Annotated in this window: 15 protein-coding genes and 1 pseudogene; 5 read left to right on the top strand and 11 right to left on the bottom strand. The window is 71.7% G+C overall.

Annotated elements, in window-relative coordinates; translation table 11 throughout:
* Nucleotides 1–31 precede the first annotated feature (31 nt).
* The 4 genes from AC07AG_RS23670 to AC07AG_RS23655 all read right to left on the bottom strand — a co-directional run bounded on the left by AC07AG_RS23670 (nucleotide 32) and on the right by AC07AG_RS23655 (nucleotide 4837).
* Nucleotides 32–700 carry a response regulator transcription factor gene (locus tag AC07AG_RS23670; protein ID WP_351167030.1) on the bottom strand — a complete coding sequence of 223 codons (669 nt, stop codon included), beginning with the start codon at nucleotides 698–700 and terminating at the stop codon, nucleotides 32–34.
* Complete coding sequence (locus AC07AG_RS23665; protein WP_478757408.1) at nucleotides 697–2031, bottom strand: sensor histidine kinase; 1335 nt, start codon at nucleotides 2029–2031, stop codon at nucleotides 697–699. Before AC07AG_RS23665 ends, AC07AG_RS23670 begins: the two co-directional genes overlap by 4 nt.
* A gap of 269 nt (nucleotides 2032–2300) precedes the next feature.
* Nucleotides 2301–3917, bottom strand: coding sequence for an ABC transporter permease (locus AC07AG_RS23660; RefSeq protein WP_478757406.1), 1617 nt, complete (start codon nucleotides 3915–3917; stop codon nucleotides 2301–2303).
* Nucleotides 3914–4837, bottom strand: coding sequence for an ABC transporter ATP-binding protein (locus AC07AG_RS23655; protein WP_478757405.1), 924 nt, complete (start codon nucleotides 4835–4837; stop codon nucleotides 3914–3916). Before AC07AG_RS23655 ends, AC07AG_RS23660 begins: the two co-directional genes overlap by 4 nt.
* Nucleotides 4838–4930: 93 nt before the next feature.
* Here AC07AG_RS23655 and AC07AG_RS23650 point away from each other — a divergent pair, with 93 nt between their 5' ends.
* Complete coding sequence (locus tag AC07AG_RS23650; protein ID WP_478757404.1) at nucleotides 4931–5440, top strand: GbsR/MarR family transcriptional regulator; 510 nt, start codon at nucleotides 4931–4933, stop codon at nucleotides 5438–5440.
* An 88-nt stretch (nucleotides 5441–5528) separates the two neighbouring features.
* Here the strand turns inward: AC07AG_RS23650 and AC07AG_RS23645 are convergent, their stop codons facing one another.
* A complete protein-coding gene (locus AC07AG_RS23645) occupies nucleotides 5529–6416 on the bottom strand; it encodes a diacylglycerol kinase family protein (protein WP_478757403.1) in 888 nt (295 codons plus the stop codon).
* A 131-nt stretch (nucleotides 6417–6547) separates the two neighbouring features.
* Between AC07AG_RS23645 and AC07AG_RS23640 the strand changes: the two genes are divergently transcribed.
* A complete protein-coding gene (locus AC07AG_RS23640; RefSeq protein WP_478757402.1) occupies nucleotides 6548–7831 on the top strand; it encodes an adenylosuccinate synthase in 1284 nt (427 codons plus the stop codon).
* Between the two features lie 4 nt (nucleotides 7832–7835).
* Here AC07AG_RS23640 and AC07AG_RS23635 read toward each other — a convergent pair whose 3' ends face one another.
* From AC07AG_RS23635 to AC07AG_RS23620, 4 genes are all read right to left on the bottom strand, one after another.
* A complete protein-coding gene (locus tag AC07AG_RS23635; protein ID WP_478757401.1) occupies nucleotides 7836–9371 on the bottom strand; it encodes a substrate-binding domain-containing protein in 1536 nt (511 codons plus the stop codon).
* A 101-nt stretch (nucleotides 9372–9472) separates the two neighbouring features.
* The gene (locus AC07AG_RS23630) at nucleotides 9473–11497 is read right to left on the bottom strand and encodes a serine/threonine-protein kinase (RefSeq protein WP_478757915.1); all 2025 of its coding nucleotides are present in this window, start codon (nucleotides 11495–11497) and stop codon (nucleotides 9473–9475) included.
* Between the two features lie 78 nt (nucleotides 11498–11575).
* Nucleotides 11576–12082, bottom strand: a complete 507-nt coding sequence (locus AC07AG_RS23625; RefSeq protein WP_478757400.1) for a MarR family winged helix-turn-helix transcriptional regulator — start codon at nucleotides 12080–12082, stop codon at nucleotides 11576–11578.
* Complete coding sequence (locus AC07AG_RS23620; protein WP_478757398.1) at nucleotides 12079–12681, bottom strand: DJ-1/PfpI family protein; 603 nt, start codon at nucleotides 12679–12681, stop codon at nucleotides 12079–12081. The genes AC07AG_RS23625 and AC07AG_RS23620 overlap by 4 nt, the downstream gene beginning before the upstream one ends.
* 201 nt (nucleotides 12682–12882) lie before the next feature.
* Between AC07AG_RS23620 and AC07AG_RS23615 the strand changes: the two genes are divergently transcribed.
* Nucleotides 12883–13548, top strand: a complete 666-nt coding sequence (locus AC07AG_RS23615) for a DUF4956 domain-containing protein (RefSeq protein WP_478757397.1) — start codon at nucleotides 12883–12885, stop codon at nucleotides 13546–13548.
* The gene (locus AC07AG_RS23610) at nucleotides 13545–14357 is read left to right on the top strand and encodes a VTC domain-containing protein (RefSeq protein ID WP_478757396.1); all 813 of its coding nucleotides are present in this window, start codon (nucleotides 13545–13547) and stop codon (nucleotides 14355–14357) included. Before AC07AG_RS23615 ends, AC07AG_RS23610 begins: the two co-directional genes overlap by 4 nt.
* Here the strand turns inward: AC07AG_RS23610 and AC07AG_RS23605 are convergent.
* Nucleotides 14290–15642, bottom strand: a complete 1353-nt coding sequence (locus AC07AG_RS23605; protein WP_478757395.1) for a sensor histidine kinase — start codon at nucleotides 15640–15642, stop codon at nucleotides 14290–14292. The genes AC07AG_RS23610 and AC07AG_RS23605 overlap by 68 nt on opposite strands.
* 206 nt (nucleotides 15643–15848) lie before the next feature.
* A pseudogene (locus AC07AG_RS23600) lies at nucleotides 15849–16541 on the bottom strand (response regulator transcription factor); the annotation flags it as partial.
* Nucleotides 16542–16613: 72 nt separating this feature from the next.
* Here AC07AG_RS23600 and AC07AG_RS23595 point away from each other — a divergent pair.
* Nucleotides 16614–17111 (top strand): hypothetical protein, encoded by a 498-nt coding sequence (locus tag AC07AG_RS23595; RefSeq protein ID WP_478757394.1) that lies wholly within the window; start codon nucleotides 16614–16616, stop codon nucleotides 17109–17111.
* The last annotated feature ends 58 nt before the right edge of the window (nucleotides 17112–17169 follow it).

Below are 17169 nucleotides of genomic sequence, written 5' to 3'. Positions count from 1 at the left end.
CTAGCCGCACGGGTGCCCGCCCAGGAAGAGGTCAGCCCGGGGTGACCAGCCGTGCCTCGTACGCGAAGACGGCCGCCTGCGTGCGGTCCCGCAGGCCCAGTTTCACCAGGATGCGGCTCACGTGGGTCTTGATCGTGGACTCGGCGACGACGAGGCGGGAGGCGATCTCGCCGTTGGACAGGCCCTGGGCGATGAGGACGAGGACCTCCGTCTCGCGCTCGGTGAGCTCGCCGTACTGCTGTGCCTGGACCGTCGCCGAGAGGCGCGGTGTCTCGCCCAGCTTGGAGAACTCCGTGATGAGGCGGCGCGTCACGGAGGGCGCGAGGAGGGCCTCGCCCGCCGCGACCACCTTGACGCCGTCCGCGAGCTGGCGCGCGGACGCGTCCTTGAGGAGGAAGCCCGAGGCGCCGGCGCGCAGCGCCTGGTAGACGTATTCGTCGAGGTCGAAGGTGGTCAGGACGAGGACCTTCGACGTGACGTCCGCAGCGACGATCTCGCGGGTCGCCTCGATGCCGTTCAGGACGGGCATGCGGATGTCCATCAGGACGACGTCGGGGCTGAGTTCGCGGACGCGGTCGACGGCTTCGCGGCCGTTGACCGCCTCCCCGACGACCTCGATGTCCGGCATCGCGTTGAGCAGGACGGAGAAGCCTTCGCGGACCATCATCTGGTCGTCGGCGATCAGTACGCGGATCGTCATTCCTGGCCTCCGGTGGGCTCCGATGCGGACGCGACGGGCAGGAACACGGTGACTTCGTAGCCGCCGTCGGCGGTCTCCTCGGTCGTCATCTCGCCGTCCAGCATGGTGACACGCTCGCGCATGCCGGTGATGCCGTGGCCGGCTCCGGGGGAGGGCTTGACCAGGCCTTGCGCGGGCCCGTTGACGACGCGCAGGCCGAGGCCTCCCAGGACATACCCGACCTCGACGCGGGCCGTGGCGCCGGGTGCGTGGCGCAGGGTGTTGCTCAGCGCCTCCTGGACGATGCGGTACGCGGACAGCTCGACGCCCTGTGGGAGTTCGCGGACCGCGCCGGTGACGACCTTCTCGACGTCCAGGCCGGTCTCGCGGACGTTCGCGATGAGGCGGTCGAGGTCGCCGAGCGTGGGCTGCGGGGCGTCCGGTGCCTCGTAGTCCTCCGCGCGTACGACACCGAGGACGCGGCGCAGCTCCGTCAGTGCGGCCACGGCGTTCTCGCGGATGGTGACGAACGCCTGCTCCAGCTCGGGCGGCGGGTTCTCCACGCGGTAGGGCGCGGCCTCCGCCTGGATGGCGACCACCGACATGTGGTGGGCGACGACGTCGTGCAGCTCGCGCGCGATCGTCGTCCGCTCTTCGAGCAGCGTGCGCTTGTCGCGCTCGATGGCGGTGACGGTCCGCTGGACGCTGACCTCGCGCTTGGCCTCGCGGCGGATGTGCACGAGGGAGGCGGCGAGGAGGGTGAGCGCGGAGAAGAAGAGCATCTCCGGGAGGTTCGTGGTGTACCCCGGGCTGAGGAAGACCTCGGCGGCGATGCCGTACGCCGCCGTGCCGACCCACATCCAGCCGGCGGTGCGGGGGCGGGTCCGCAGGGTGATCACCGTCATCACGGTGATGTGCGCGAAGAAGACGCTCGTGGTCCAGGGGTAGCCGTCCCACTGGCCGCCGAGGGCGCCGGAGAAGGGCGTGCTCGCGACCAGGACCCACCAGGCGCCGACGGGCCTGACCAGGGTCATGACGACGGCGGCGGCCGGGATGAGCCCGGTGACCACGTAGTCGAGGCCACCGGAGTCGTCCACGTACGCGAGGAGGAAGGTGAAGAAGGCGGCGGCGAAGACCGCCGCGTGCGGGGCCCAGCCCGCGTACTGGCGTATGCGGGCGGGAAGGCGCCGGGACACTGCCCCGTCCTTACGCGTCTGGGGCAGCGGCCGGTAGGCGAAGGCATCACGGAAGAGGTCCTGGCGAAGCCCTCCGAGAGCATCCATGGCCAGGCGGAACTCCGGGCTGCGGCTGCTGCCGTTGCTGCCAGGGGCGGTCTTGGTCGCGTCAGTCACGCTTACGAAGGTACGGGTGCGGGGGAGGAGGGTCGTCCCGCCAGGGAGGGGTTCTGCGGGGTCCGTCGCAGGTACTACGCGGGGGTGGGGCTGCGGTGGCGGGGCGGTGCGGGTCGGTGCGGGTCGGTGCGGTCTAGCCCCCCACCCACCCCCTGTCACTGCGGGGCAATCGGGCGGGTGGGTGGGAGAGGCTAGTTCGTCCAGGGTCGGATGCGGGGTGACGGGCGGGTGGGTGGGGGAGGCACGTTCGGCCCGAGGCGGATGCGGGGTTACGAGAGAAGGTCCCTGCGCCGCAGCCCCGCCAGCCCCGCACCCACCAGCACCGCCGCGACGCCCACGAGAACCACCACCGGCCCCCACGCCATGCCCCCGCCGGGCAGCTTGGGAAGGTGCCCGAAGGGGGAGAGGTCCATCGCCACCTGTGGCAGGTCCAACGCCGGGCCGATCCAGCCGATCGCCAGGCAGACCCCGGCCACCGCCCAGGCACCCACCGCCGCCCGAGGGAACGCCCCCACGAGCAGCACGGCGAGCCCGCCGAGCGCCCAGATCGCGGCCACCTGCACCAGGCACGCCCCCATGATCGGCCCGAGGTCCTTCCCGTACCCGAGAGCAAGACCGAGACCGCCCACCAGCATCAGCAGCAGCGCGCCGCCGAAGGCGATGACCAGGTGGCCCCCGGCCCAGCGCAGCCGCCCCACCGCGTTGGCCAGGACAGGTTCCGCCCGCTGCGAGGTCTCCTCGCCGTGCAGCCGCAGGACCGACGCGACCACGTACAGCGAGGCGATCATGCCCAGCATGCCGACCATCGTGGCGAGGAAGGCGTCCGTGAGGCCGGACTGGCCGCCCATGCGCTCGATGATGTCCCGGGTGTTCTCGTTGTCCCCGACGATGTCCGCCGCCCCCTCGGCCATCCCGCCGAAGACGACACCGGAGACCAGGAAGCCGAGCACCCAGCCGAGCACGCTGCCCCGCTGCAGCCGCCAGGCAAGACCGCCCGCCGTGGCGATCCCGCCCTTGGCCGGTCCCGGCCGGGTCGGCAGGAAGCTCATGCCGACGTCGCGCCGCCCGGCGAGGTTGTACGCGACCGCGCCCTGCGCCACGATCGCGGCGCCGATCAGGAGCAGCACCCACCACCGCTCACCGGCGTAGGCGCGGATGTTCTCCACCCACCCGAGCGGCGAGAGCCAGGTCAGGACCGATGACCCGTCCTCGGTCCCCGCGTCACCGGCGGCCTTGAGCACGTACGCGGCCCCCAGGATCCCGGAGGTCAGCCCCTTGGCGAGCCGCGCGCTCTCCGTGAGCTGGGCGACGATCGCCGCCATGGTGGCGAAGAGCATGCCGGTGCCCGCGACGCCGAGCCCGAGCGCCAGCGCACCGGCCGAGCCCTGCCCCGCCATGCCGCCCGCGACGAGCAGCGCCACGGCGGCGTTCGCCACGAACGCGGCGAGCAGCGCGGCGGTCAGCGGCGCACGCCGCCCCACCATCGCGGCGGAGAGCATCTCCTGGCGGCCCGTCTCCTCCTCCTCGCGCGTGTGCCGTACGACGACGATCAGGCTCATCACGGCGGCGAGGATCGCGGCGTAGACACCGATGCGCCAGGCGGAGAGCGCGCCGATGGAGTCCCCGAACACCGGCGAGTACAGCGCCCGCATCGAGGAGTTGGCGTTCATCGACCGCATGGCCTCGGCCCGCTCGGCCCCCGTGCCGTACGTCTGCTCCAGCGAGCCCGGCATCGCGAGGACGATGCCCGCGACGATCAGGACCCAGACGGGCAGCATGACCCGGTCGCGGCGCAGGGCGAGCCTCAACAGGGCGCCCGTGCCCGCGAGTTGACGCGATCCGCCGGTGCGAGAGGTGAACGCGGAGGTCTCGGCGACAGCAGTCATCGCGCAGCCACTCCCTCGGTGACGCCGCCGGCCGGCGCGTCGTCCTGGTAGTGCCGCAGGAAGAGCTCCTCCAGCGTGGGCGGCGTGGAGAGGAGCGACCGGACCCCGGATTCGGTGAGCGCGCGCAGTACCGCGTCCAGCTTGTCGGTCTCGACCTGGAGCTTGACCCGGTTTCCGGCTACGTCGATGTCGTGGACGCCGGGCAGCCGCGCGAGCCCGTTGGGCGGTCCCGCGAGCTCGGCGGTGACGCTGGTCCGCGTCAGGTGGCGCAGGTCGGCCAGCGATCCGGTCTCGACGGTCTGGCCCTTCCTGATGATGCTGACGCGGTCGCAGAGCGTCTCCACCTCGCTGAGGATGTGCGAGGAGAGCAGGATCGTGCGGCCACGGTCGCGCTCCTCCTCGACGCAGCTCTGGAAGACCTCCTCCATGAGCGGGTCGAGCCCGGAGGTCGGCTCGTCGAGGATCAGCACGTCGACGTCCGAGGCGAAGGCGGCGACGAGGGCGACCTTCTGCCGGTTGCCCTTGGAGTACGTACGCCCCTTCTTGGTCGGGTCGAGTTCGTACCGCTCGACGAGGTCGGCCCTGCGGGCCTGGTCGAGGCCGCCCCGCAGCTTCCCGTACAGATCGATGACCTCGCCGCCGGAGAGGTTGCGCCACAGGGTGACGTCACCCGGTACGTAGGCCACCCGCCGGTGCAGCTCGACCGCGTCGCTCCACGGGTCCTTGCCGAGCAGCTGGGCGGCGCCGGAGTCGGCGCGGAGCAGGCCGAGGAGGACCCGGATGGTCGTGGACTTCCCGGCGCCGTTGGGGCCGAGGAAGCCGTGGACCTCGCCGGTCTCGACGTCGAGGTCGAGACCGTCAAGGGCGTGCGTCCTTCCGAACGACTTGTGCAGTCCGGAGACGGTGATTGCCTTCGTCATGTTTCAGAACGTACGCTACTTTCACAAAGTTGTGAAGTTAAGGAAGCGTATAAACTCGACCGCGACCAGCACAGCAGGGGAGATGATCGGCAGATGCCCAAGGGGTCCGAGGGGTTCAACGAAGAGGCGCGGCGCGACGAAGAGGTCGTCTCGCGCTTCGTGGAGCAGTTCGCCGCGCAGCTGGTCGAGGCGGGCATGCCGAGGATGCCCGCGAGGATCTTCGCGGCGCTCCTCGCGTCGGACTCGGGCGCGATGACCTCGGCGGAGCTGGGGGAGCGGCTCCAGGTGAGCCCCGCGGCGGTCTCGGGCGCGGTCCGCTATCTCACGCAGCAGCACATGGTGGCCCGCGAGCGCGACCCCGGCTCCCGGAGGGACCTCTTCCGGGTGCACAGCAACCAGTGGTACGAGGCGTTGGCCAACCGTGACGGGGTCCTCAAGCGCTGGGAGAGCGCCCTGACCGACGGCGTCACCAGCCTGGGTCCCGACACCCCGGCGGGCCGCCGCATGGCCGAGACGCTGGCGTTCTTCGAGTTCGTCGAGCAGGAGATCGCCGGGATGCTGGAGCGGTGGCGGGTGCGCAGGGAGAGCTTGTTCGGAAAGTGAGTCGCTCCAGGGATTCGGGTGGGTGGGCGGGAAAGAATCCGCCGCGAAGCGGCGGCCCGGGAGGGAACGGCCCGCACCCGAAGGCCGGTCACCGAGGCAGCATCAAGCCCCAGGCACTGGCCCGCACCGCCCAGGTCCGCGTCCGCACCGGCCCCCCGACCACCGCGTCCGCCCGGTAGCGGAAATCCGCCCCGGACACCGTGACCGTCCGCGCCCGCACCCGCAGGGTCTCGGTCTCGGCCGCCGGGCCCACCGAGGCGGGCCGGACCTCGACCTCCGCGAAACCGTCGGCCCCCGGACGCACCGAGACCCCCTCCACCGGCTGGTCCAGGTCCACCACGAGCACGCCGTCCGCCTCCACCCGCAGCCGCGCCGGCGCGGGACCGGGCGCCGACGCCACGCGCGAGGGGCGCGCGAGGGTGCGTACGAAGGACTGGCACGTGCGCAGCCAGGGGTGGCCGTCCACCGCCGTGCTCCCGGACGCGCTCCTGGAAATACTCCCGGACGCCGAAGCCGTGACGGGCGGGATCCGCAGGGTCCCGAGGACCACCCCGTCGCTGTCGTCGACGAGCAGATCCAGCCGCCGTTCGACCCCTTCGAGCACCGCGCGGGCCGCCGCGACGGCTCCGACGGGCACTCCGAGAGACCGCGAAAGTACCTGGACCGCGCCCACCGGAACGACCGAAACCGCACACGAATGGAGCTCCCGCTCCCGGTGGAGCGCCGCCACCGCGCGCAGCAGAGCCCGGTCGTCGCCGATCACCACGGGACGCCGCGCACCCCTTCTGGCCAGGGCTTTCGCGAAATCCTCCGGCCCGTCCGGCAGGCAGATCCGGACGGCCGCACCCGCGCCGAGTACGTCCTTCGCGATCCGTACCGACTCACCGTCCGTGCGCCGGGCGACCGGGTCGATGACGACTAGCAGCTGGTCGCGAGCCGACAACGTGCGCCCCTTTTCTGAGTCCTCGGGTAGCATCTTTGTGCAAGAGCCCCTTGCGCTATTGCGCCAGGGGCTTCGTCTATTCCGGGGCAGCATCCAAGGCACACCCATATGGCGGCTACGGCCCCTGACCTTGGACATGCCCCGCCCGGAAGGGGTGTACGCCTGTGCCCGCACTTGTGCTGCTCGGTGCTCAGTGGGGTGACGAAGGCAAGGGAAAGGCCACCGACCTGCTCGGTGGCTCCGTGGACTATGTGGTGCGTTACCAGGGCGGCAACAATGCCGGCCACACGGTCGTCGTAGGCGACCAGAAGTACGCGCTGCATCTCCTCCCTTCCGGGATTCTCTCCCCGGACTGCGTGCCTGTCATCGGCAACGGAGTCGTCGTCGACCCGTCGGTCCTGCTCTCCGAGCTGAGCGGTCTGAACGAGCGCGGCGTCGACACGTCGAAGCTGCTGATCAGCGGTAACGCGCACATCATCACGCCGTACAACGTGACCGTCGACAAGGTGACGGAACGCTTCCTCGGCAAGCGCAAGATCGGCACGACGGGCCGCGGCATCGGCCCGACGTACGCCGACAAGATCAACCGCACCGGCATCCGCGTCCAGGACCTCTACGACCAGTCGATCCTGGAGCAGAAGGTCGAGGCGGCTCTCGAGGTCAAGAACCAGCTTCTGACCAAGCTGTACAACCGCCGCGCCATCGAGACCGGCCAGATCGTCGAGCAGCTCCTGGAGCACGGCGAGAACATCAAGCAGTACGTCGCCGACACCACCCTGATCCTCAACAACGCGCTCGACGAGGACAAGGTCGTCCTGTTCGAGGGCGGCCAGGGCACGCTCCTGGACGTGGACCACGGCACGTACCCCTTCGTCACCTCGTCGAACCCGACCGCGGGCGGCGCCTGCACGGGTACGGGCGTCGGCCCGACGAAGATCAGCCGCGTCATCGGCATCCTGAAGGCGTACACCACGCGCGTCGGCGCGGGCCCGTTCCCGACGGAGCTCTTCGACCAGGACGGCGAGGACCTGCGCCGCATCGGCGGCGAGCGCGGTGTGACGACGGGCCGCGACCGGCGCTGCGGCTGGTTCGACGCGCCGATCGCGCGCTACGCGACCCGCGTGAACGGCCTGACGGACTTCTTCCTCACGAAGCTGGACGTCCTGACGGGCTGGGAGCAGATCCCGGTCTGCGTCGCGTACGAGATCGACGGCAAGCGTGTCGAGGAACTCCCGTACAACCAGACCGACTTCCACCACGCGAAGCCGGTCTACGAGATGCTGCCCGGCTGGTCCGAGGACATCACCAAGGCGCAGACCTTCTCCGACCTGCCGAAGAACGCGCAGGGTTACGTGAAGGCGCTCGAGGAGATGTCGGGCGCCCCGATCTCCGCGATCGGCGTGGGTCCGGGCCGCACGGAGACGATCGAGATCAACTCGTTCATCTAGCGGTTCAGTTCTCCCCGCACATCCGCATTCCCACGGGCGTCTGGCACGGCAGGTGCCCGTGGGTGCGGACCACGTCCTGCCCGTTCCCGCGGATCGCGTACGCGAGAAAGCTCGACGCCAGCGAGTCGGCGGGCGGGCTGCCGTAGGTGTAGGCGTACTCGATCTCGCGGTACGGGTAGCCGCTTGACTGGATGTGGTCGACGGACGGGGTGTGGCCGTCCAGGTTCAGGCGGTGCACGCCCTTGAGGGTGGTCGTGTTGCGCAGCTCGCTGTAGCCGATCGCGCCCGGGGTGGCGGCGACCGTGTCCAGGACCTGTTCCGTGGAGTCGAGTTCGCAGCGGATCACCGGCGCCCGGGGGCCGATGTCCTTCGTCAGGCAGTCGCTCGAGGACTCCTGGACCTCCGGGGCACCCTTGAGGACCCGCTGCTGGAGGGTGACCCGCGTGCCGGAGCTCGACCCCCGGCTGACCAGGACCACCGGCAGGTCGGGGCCGCCGCGCAGCTCCTTCCAGTTGCGGATCTCGCCGGTGAAGAGGCGGCGTACGTCCCTCGTGGAGAGGTTCTTGACCGGTACCCCGTCGTTCAGGACGAGGGCGAACAGGGAGACCGCCACCCGCGTCTCGCTCAGCTGCGTGTAGCTGCCGGGGCGCGGCCCGTCGGAGAAGGCGATCACCGGCGGTGACCCCTCGCCGGGCCCGGTGTCCGCCGCGGCCAACTCCCTGACGCCGCCCCGGCTTCCGTGCGCGCTCACCCCGATGTCCGAGCCCTCGCAGTCCTTCATGTACTTGTCCGCGAGCTCGGTGGCCACCGGCTCGAAAGCGGTCGACCCGGTCAGGGTGAGGCTGCCCGTCTGGCAGTACGAGGGCGGCGGCTGGGTGTCGGGGCGCAGGATGAGGCCCGCGAGGCCGAGGATCACCAGGCTCAGCGCGATGGCCACCCGCTGCGAGAGCCTGCTGAACAGCGGCGGCTTCTCGTCGGGGGCCGCGCTGTGGTTCTCGTGCGTCTCGCCGCCCTGGATGCCGCCGATGACGGTGTAGCCGCTGTCCACGGGGCCGCCGGTGAGCAGGACGAGGAGCTTGTAGTACTCGCCTCGGTTGAGCGGCACGCGCGGGATGTGCAGCCTGCCGTCCTCGTAGCCGAGGCCCGTGCCGGGCGCGAAGTGCTCCATCAAGTGGTCGGCCTCGGGCGGCAGCGTCACCGCCACGGCGCGGATCGTGCGGGTCTCGAAGACCGCGGTCAGGCCGTGCGGCGAGCGGCCCGTGTAGTCGGCGACGTCGATCGGCAGCGAGCCGTCGTTCTCGACGCGCAGGAGCACCAGGGTCGCGTCCGACATCTCCGGGGCCTCGTCGAAGAGACCGAGGCGCGCGTTCGCGTCGCCCGTACGGACGTTGTCGCCTATCGCCGTGTCCATCTGCTTGCGGTAGCCGATGCGCTTGCGGCGCGGTACGCGGCGTTCGAGCAGCACGGGGACGAACGCGCCGGCGATGCCGACCAGGATGGCGAGCACGGCGATGGTGTTTTCGGTGCCCAACCAGTTCATGGGCGGGACGTTAAGCGCCGCCGGCGGCCGTCGGGCCGCCCTTGTCCGTCCCTTGTCCGTCCGGACGGGAGCTGTTCGCCCGGGGTTCAACTACCGCGGGCTCAGCCCTCCTTGTCGTACGTCAGCCCCTTGTCCGTACCCGTGTTCTCCCGGTGCAGCCTGCCGTTCGAGAGCAGCGTGACCGTGCTCGCCTGGCCCGGCCTGCAGGAGGTCGCGGGCTGGCCGACGATCACGTCCGTCGGTCCGATGCGCAGGGTGTTGCCGCTTGCCGACTCCAACTTCCCCTGGAACACGCAGTGGTACGTGCCTCCCGTGTCGGTCGGGCCGTCCGCCGTGATCGAGACGACGGTGTCGCCGACCTCGCCCTGCTGGAGGACGAGCTGGCGGGAATTGCTCCCCAGGTCGTTCTGGATGGAGCCGCTCCAGGTGCCGAGGAACTTGTCCGGGACCGCGCCGTCCTCGTCCTTGGCCGCGGGGGACGTGGGCGGGCTCTCGGGGTCCTGCGGATTCTCCCCGGAGGGTGTGCCCGGTGTCTCGGGGGCGCTGTTGGACGGCGACTTGGAGTTCGTGCCGCCCGCCTTCGTGCTGCCTTCGCCCTTCATCACCGCGTACACCGTGCCACCCGCCCCTATGGCCACTATGACGGCCACCGCGATGAGCGCGGCGGTGGACCGCCCGCTGCGGCGCGGGGGCTCGCCCTGGGGGTGGACGAGAGGGCCGTACGGAGGTGTGGGTCCGTAGGGGGGTGTGGGCCCGTACGGGCCCTGCTGGGGGTAGCCGTAGCCGGGCTGGGGGTGTTGTTGGGGGTGCTGTTGCGGCTGTTGGGGGTGCTGTTGGGGGTAGCCGTATGCCGAGCCCGGCGGGGGTGTCGGCGGCGGTGCCTGGCCGGTGATCATCGTGGGGAGATGGTCGAGGGGGGCGGCCTCGCCCGGTCTGCCGGGCGGTGGCGGTGTGTCGCCGTCGGCGGGCTCCGGCTTGCTCCCGGCCCCGGACGCGGCGGCGGCCCCGGCGGCCACAGCTCCTGCTCCGGCTCCGGCGACGGCCGCCGCAGCGGGCCCGGAACCAGAACCGGAACCGGAACCGGCTTCGGCATTGGCGGGCTTGGGCGCACTGCCGTCGCCCCCGCCCGCCAGACCCTTCGGCGGCGCGAGCGACACCGGCGGGACGGCGCCCTTCGCGGACGGTGCGTCCGAACCGCCGTCGTCCGGATTCTCCGTGTCGAGCAACTGCACGGCATGGCGCCCCAGTTGGGCCACGAGCGCCCCCGGGAGCCAGGGGTCCCGCGTCCGGCCGCCGTCGCCGAGCGTGTCCTCCGCGCCCGTCCGCTCAAGGAGCTGCTCCAGCGAGGGCCGGTCCGCGGGGTTCTTGCGCAGGCAGTCGCCGACCAGCTCGGCCAGCTCCTCCGGCAGCCCCTCCAGATCCGGTTCCTCCTGCGCGATACGGAACATCAGCGCGTGCACGCCGCTGTTGGCCGTGCCGAACGGCAGCGCGCCCGAAGCCGCGTACGCGAGGACCGAGCCCAGGCAGAACACGTCGCACGCCGGGGTGATCCGGTCGCCACGCACCTGCTCGGGCGCCATGAAACCGGGCGAGCCGACGAGCGCGCCGGTGCGGGTCAGACCGCCGTCGGTGACCGTCTCCAGCGCGCGGGCGATACCGAAGTCGATGACGCGGGGGCCGTCGATGGTGACGAGCACGTTCGACGGCTTCAGGTCGCGGTGGATGAGGCCCGCCGCGTGAATGTCCTTGAGGGCGTTGGCGAGCCCGGCGGCCAGTATCTTCACGGACCGCTCGGGCAGCGGCCCGTGGTCGTGCGAGATGACGCTCTGCAGGGAGGGGCCCGCGACATATCCCGTGGCCAGCCAGGGGATCGTCGCCTCGGTGTCCGCGTCGAGCACCGGCGCCGTCCACGCGCCGCCGACCCGCCGCGCCGCCTGCACCTCCTGCCGGAAGCGGTTCCTGAACTCCTCCTGCTCGGCGAGCTCTTCACGCACCAGCTTCACCGCGACCGTACGTCCCCGGTCGGACCGCGCGAGGTAGACGTGCCCCATGCCGCCCGCGCCGAGTCGCGCGAGCAGCCGATAGGCACCTATTCGCTGTGGATCCCCGGGCCCGAGCTTCTCCATCGCCGCGCCGCCTCCCCCGTTGGTGTGCAACAGATCGAGGATAGTGGGGCGGTGGGACATCGTGGCACGGACTGCCTGCTACGGCTCCGTAACGGGTTGTTCCGTATCCAGGTCGGACAGGGCGCCGGAAAGCCGTTCCAGCACCCGCACGGTCCGCGCGAACTCCTCCTCGCCGAGCGCGTCCGCGAGCCGGGCGGCGACGTCCGCGTGGCCGGGACCGATCCTGCGGACGGCGGCCAGGCCCTCGTCCGTGGGGCGCAGGAGCTTGGCGCGGCGGTGGGCGGGGTTCGGCACGTACTCCGCGAGGCCGCGCCGCACGAGGAGGTCGGCGACGCGCTGCACGCTCTGCCGGGTGATGCCCATCGCGCGGGCGATCCCGGCGACGGGCAGGGGCTCGCGCAGGACGGCGCCGAGCACCTGCCACCAGGCGGCGGTGAGACCGCCGGGCTTGGCCAACTCATCCGCCACGGAGAGGAGTTGGCCGTTGAGCCGGAAGACGCCGAGGGCGGTGCGGGAGAACAGGTCCTGCTGCTCCCGCACCTTGTCCTGCTGTGTGTCGGCTGCCGGGTTCTGGTCGGTGCTCACGATTCCAGCACCTCGTACGCGGACGCGTCCGAGTCGTGGAACAGCCGGTACCAGGCGTCCAGCTTCTCGCCCTCGAAGGCGCCGAGCCGCCCGAGGATCTCCCGGGCGAAGGCCACAGGCTCGGTCGGCCCCGCCGTGGTCAGGCCGCCGTCCGTGACGGCGTCGACGTCCACGTACCGCTCGCCGCCCTTGTATCCGGTGGCCGCGAGGTAGAACGACACCGCGCTGGTGTGGTCGCGCTCGTCGAGCAGGCCCTCGCGGGCGAGCCCGGCGGTGGCCCCGCAGATCGCGGCGACCGGCACGTCCGCGTCGAGGAAGGCGCGGGCCGCGCGGCCGAAGAGGGCCAGGTCGTCGCCCGTGTCCCACAGGTCGGCGCCGGGCAGGATCAGCAGCGCGCTGTCCTCGGGCCGCAGGTCGGCGAGGGTCAGGTCGGGCTGGATGCGGACGCCGCCCGAGGTCGTGACCGGGTCGAGCGATCCTGCGGCGACGGTGCGGATCTCGTACCCGGCGCGGGCGAGGTACGCGGTGGCGTATCCCGGCTCCCAGTCGGCGAGCGTGTCGTAAACGGCGAGGTGCACGGGCTTCGGCTTGCGGGTCATGACTGCCTCCACTGGGTGGGTGCCGCTGAATGCTGCGCTTGCTCCGCTGTGCTGGTGCGCTGCTGTGCATGTCCTTATGTGAGTATGCTGCCAAATGGACAGTGTGCTGTCAAGAGGTCGCTCCGGACCGGATCGCCTGCGCCCGGCTCGTTAACTCCCGGTGGGGGCGGCCTTAACCCGCCGTTCCCTAGCGTCCTGGTCATGGACAGCGCAGAGAACCTCGGACAGATGGCCGCCCACCTCGGCCTCGACCTGGTGGCCGTGACCCTCCTGACCTTCGGGGTCTTCTATCCACGGCACCGCAGAAGGGAGCTGGTCCCCGCCTACCTCGCCCTGAACGTCGCGCTCTTCGCGGTCGTCTCCGCCCTCGCGAGCGCCGGCGGCAACGGCGGGCTCGCGCTCGGCTTCGGGCTCTTCGGGGTGCTTTCGATCGTGCGGCTCCGCTCGGACGCGGTGCAGCACCAGGAGGTCGCGTACTACTTCATCACCCTCGTCCTCGGCCTCCTCTGCGGGCTTCCGGGCCTGGACCTGCCGGTCGCCGCCGGGCTCGCGGCCGTGCTGCTCCTGGTGATGTACGGCGCCGACCACCCCCGTCTCTTCGCCGGTGACCGGCGCGCTGTCGTCACCCTGGACGCCGTGTACCGCGAGGAGACCGAGCTCCGTGCCGAGCTGGCGCGGCGCCTGGGGGAGCCGCTCGGCTGGACCGTCCAGGAGGTCGACTACGTACGTGACCTGATGGTTCTGGAAGTCCGCTTCCGGCAGCCGGAACCTTCCGAGCGGGCCGGGGAGTTCATACGTACAGCACCACGACGCCGCACGACCCGGTCCCGCACGCCTGCCGTCCCCCACCAGAAGGAGACCGTGTGAACCCCGCCGTACGCGCCATCGGACGGGCCGCGCTCGCCGCGCACCCCATCGCACTCGACGAGGTCAACGCGCGGGCCGAGCTGCTCGCCCGCTACGACAACAGCTATCTCGTGCCGGTCGAGATCTTCGACGACCTGGCGGCCCTGCTCACGGACCCGCGCCGCGCCTCGGGCCCCTTCCGGGCCCTGAGCATCGGCGGAAAGCGCTGGTTCAGCTACCACTCGACGTACTACGACACCCCTGAGCTCCTCACCTACCACCATCACCGGCAGGGCAGGCGGCTGCGCTACCGCATCCGGGAGCGGGTCTACCAGGACAGCGGCGAGCGGCAGTTCGAGATCAAGCTGAAGAGCGGCCGGGGCGAGACGGTCAAGCACCGGCAGCGTCTTGAGGGCGACGACTGTGTGCTCGATGCCGCGCGCCAGGGATTCCTCGCGGGTGTGCTGCGGGGGTCGTACGGGATCGAGGCGCCGGGCGGGCTGACCACGGCGCTCGTCACGGAGTACCAGCGGGCGACCTTCGTGGCCGACGGGCAGCGGATCACGTGTGATGCCGGGCTCGTGGTGCGGGACGTGGCCACGGGGCGGTCGGTGGAGGCGGACTCCGGGCTCGTCCTGGTGGAGACCAAGACGCAGGGGCATCTGACGGAGGCGGACCGGGTCCTTCACCGGTACGGAGTGCGGGCCGCGGACTTCACGAAGTACTGCGGCGGGTTCGCCGCGCTGCGGCCGGAGTTGGGGGTCAACCGGTGGGCTCGGGCGGTGCGGGTCGCGTTTCCGCGGGCCGCGGGGGCGCCTGCGGGAAGGTGAGGGTCACGCGCGTGCCGCGGGTGGCGTCGGAGGCGATGGCGAAGGTGCCGTCCGCGTCCTCGGCGGTCCTGCGGGCGATGTCCAGGCCAAGGCCCGTGGAGCCGCCGCCGCTGGTGCCGCGTTGCGCCGCGTACGTCGGCGGGAGGCCGGGGCCCTCGTCGGCGACGGTGAGCTCGGCGTCGCCCTCCGGGGTGGTGCGGACCGTGATGCGGAACGGGGTGCCCTGGGGGGTGTGGTCGAGGACGTTGCCGATGAGGGCGTCGATGGCCGCGGTGAGGTCGTCCTCGGGGACGGGGACGGGGACGGACTCCTGCCGGGCCGATGTCTCCGTCGTACGCCCCTGATCCTCCGCCAACGGCTGCCAGAACGCGGCGCGTTCGCGTGCCACGGCCGCCAGGTCCGCGTAAGGGGCGTCGCGCAGTGGGCGGCGGGCCTTACGGATCACGTCGTCGACGCTGCGTTCGAGGGCGGCGACGTCCGCGGCGATGCGGTTCGCCTCCTCCGTGTCGCGGAGGGTCTCGGCGTCCAGGCGGAGGGCGGCGACGGGGGTGCGGAGGCGGTGGGCGAGGTCGGCGGCGTTCTCGCGCTCGGCGGTGAGGAGTTCGTCGATGCGGGTGGCGAGGTGGTTCAGCTGGCCCGCGACCAGGCGGAGTTCGGGCGGGCCCTCGGGGGTGGCGCGTGCGGTGAGGTCGCCTGCGGCCAGGCGGTCCGCGGTGCGGGCGAGGCGGCGGGTCGCTCCTACGAGGCGTGCGCCCAGGCGGTCCGCGAGGAGCAGCCCGATGAGTACGAGCCCGACCCCGATCCCGGCGAGCACGAGCCAGGACGTCATGGTGCCCGCGTACAACTGGCGCTCGGTGAGAGTGACTTGGACGACCGCGGTGCCGTCGGCGGCGCCCTGGACGGGGACGAGGACCAGGCGGCCGCCGGTGGAGGGCTCGTAGGTGAAGGCGCGGCCGGTGCGGGCGAGGCGGATGGCGTCCGTGATGCGGGGGGTCTGTCTGTTCTGAGCGCTCGGTCCGATGGCGGTGCCGTCGGCGAGGATCAGTGAAGTGGTCGGCAGATTCTGGGTGTTGACGCTCTCGACGGTCTGCTCGGCGGTCTCGCGCTCGTCCGGGGTGGCGAGGGTGGGGCCGATGGCGTGCGCCACCCACTGCGCTCGGGCGGTGGCCTCGGCGGTGGTGCGGTCGGCGGCGTGGGTGCGGGTGAGGAGGGTGAGGGGGACGAGGAGGGCGGTCAGTACGAGGGCGGTGGTGGCGGCGGTGAGGAGGAGGAGGCTGCGTCGCATCAGCTGGCCCCTGGGCCTTGGGGGGTGTCGTGGGGGGTGAGTTCGTCGCTGCTGCAGTTGTGGGGCGGGGCCTCGCCGGTATGTCCGTCCTCGCTGTCGTCCGGTGGCCGCGGGGCTGCTGCGGCACCGGAGTCCTGCGAACCGTGCTCCGGGTGGACATACCGGCCCGTCCCCTCGGGTGCGTCGCGCGGCTGCGGGAGCGTGGGGGCCGGGGCGTCGTCGGGTGCCGTGAGCTTTACGCCGACGGTGCGGACGGTGTGGAGGTAGCGGGGGGTCTGGGCGGTCTCGCCGAGTTTCCTGCGGAGCCAGGAGAGGTGGACGTCGACCGTCTTGTCGGCGCCGCCCAGGGGCTGTTGCCACACCTCGGCGAGGAGTTCGCGGCGGGAGACGACCTGGCCGGGGCGGTGGGCGAGGTAGGCCAGGAGGTCGAACTCGCGGGGGGTGAGGTCCAGGGGGCGGTCGTCCAGGATGACTTCGCGGGAGGCGGGGTCGATGGCCAGACCTCCGACGCGCAGGGGCTCCTCCGCGGCCTCGGTCGCGCCGAGGCGGCGCAGGACGGCCTTGATGCGGGCGTCGAGCTGGGCGGCGCCGAACGGCTTGACGATGTAGTCGTCGGCGCCGTCTTCGAGGATCGCCACCATCTCGGGTTCGTCGTCGCGCGCGGTCGCGACGATGACGGGTACGTCGCTGACGGCGCGGAGCATACGCAGGATCTGGGCGCCGTCGACGTCCGGGAGCCCCAGGTCGAGTACGACGAGGTCGGGGTGGGTCGTCACCGCGGCGTCCAGTCCTGCCATGCCGCCTGGCGCGGTGGCGACGGCATGCCCTTTGTCGCGCAGGGCGCGCACGAGGGCGCCGCGCAGCTGGGGATCGTCCTCCACGACGAGAAGATGGGCCATACATCCACCGTAGTCAGGTGCTTTGGGCAGCCCTTAACCGGGCGTTAGGAAACTGTGCGGCACAGTGGCCGGATGAGGAAGTGGCGGAGCGCGGTGGTGACCGCGGCATGGGTGGGTGTCGGCACGGCCGCGGGAGCGCTCGGCGCTTGGCAGTTGGCCACTTCGGACAGCGGCGGCGCGGCACACAGCCGCCCTCTGGACGAGGCCGCGGTGGAGAGGGCCCTGGCGGCGACATCGGCGTCACCACAGGCGTCCCGCTCTCCGTCGCCGTCCAGCGCGCCTCCGTCGAAGCCTGCCTCCGACCGGTCGACCCTGCGGTTCACGGGTGGGACGGCGACGGTCGAGTGCAGGGGTGACGGGACGGTGTATCTCGTCTCGTGGAGCCCGGCGGACGGTTTCCACATGGACGACGACGTGGAACGGGGGCCGGGCCCGGTGGCCCGGCTGGAGGCGGAACCGAGCGACGACGACGAGCGGGACGACCTGCCGTACGAGATCCGCTGCGGGAAGGACGGAAAGCCGCGGGCGGGGGTGGTGGCGGACGGGGCGGACGGGGATGCGGATGACTGAGGGCCGGGTTCGATGCGCGGCCCGTCCGGCGGGATCTTCAGCCCGTCCGGCGTGAACG

It is taken from the genome of Streptomyces sp. NPDC044044 (genome assembly GCF_056434405.1).
This window is presented reverse-complemented; position numbering and strand designations above follow the sequence as displayed.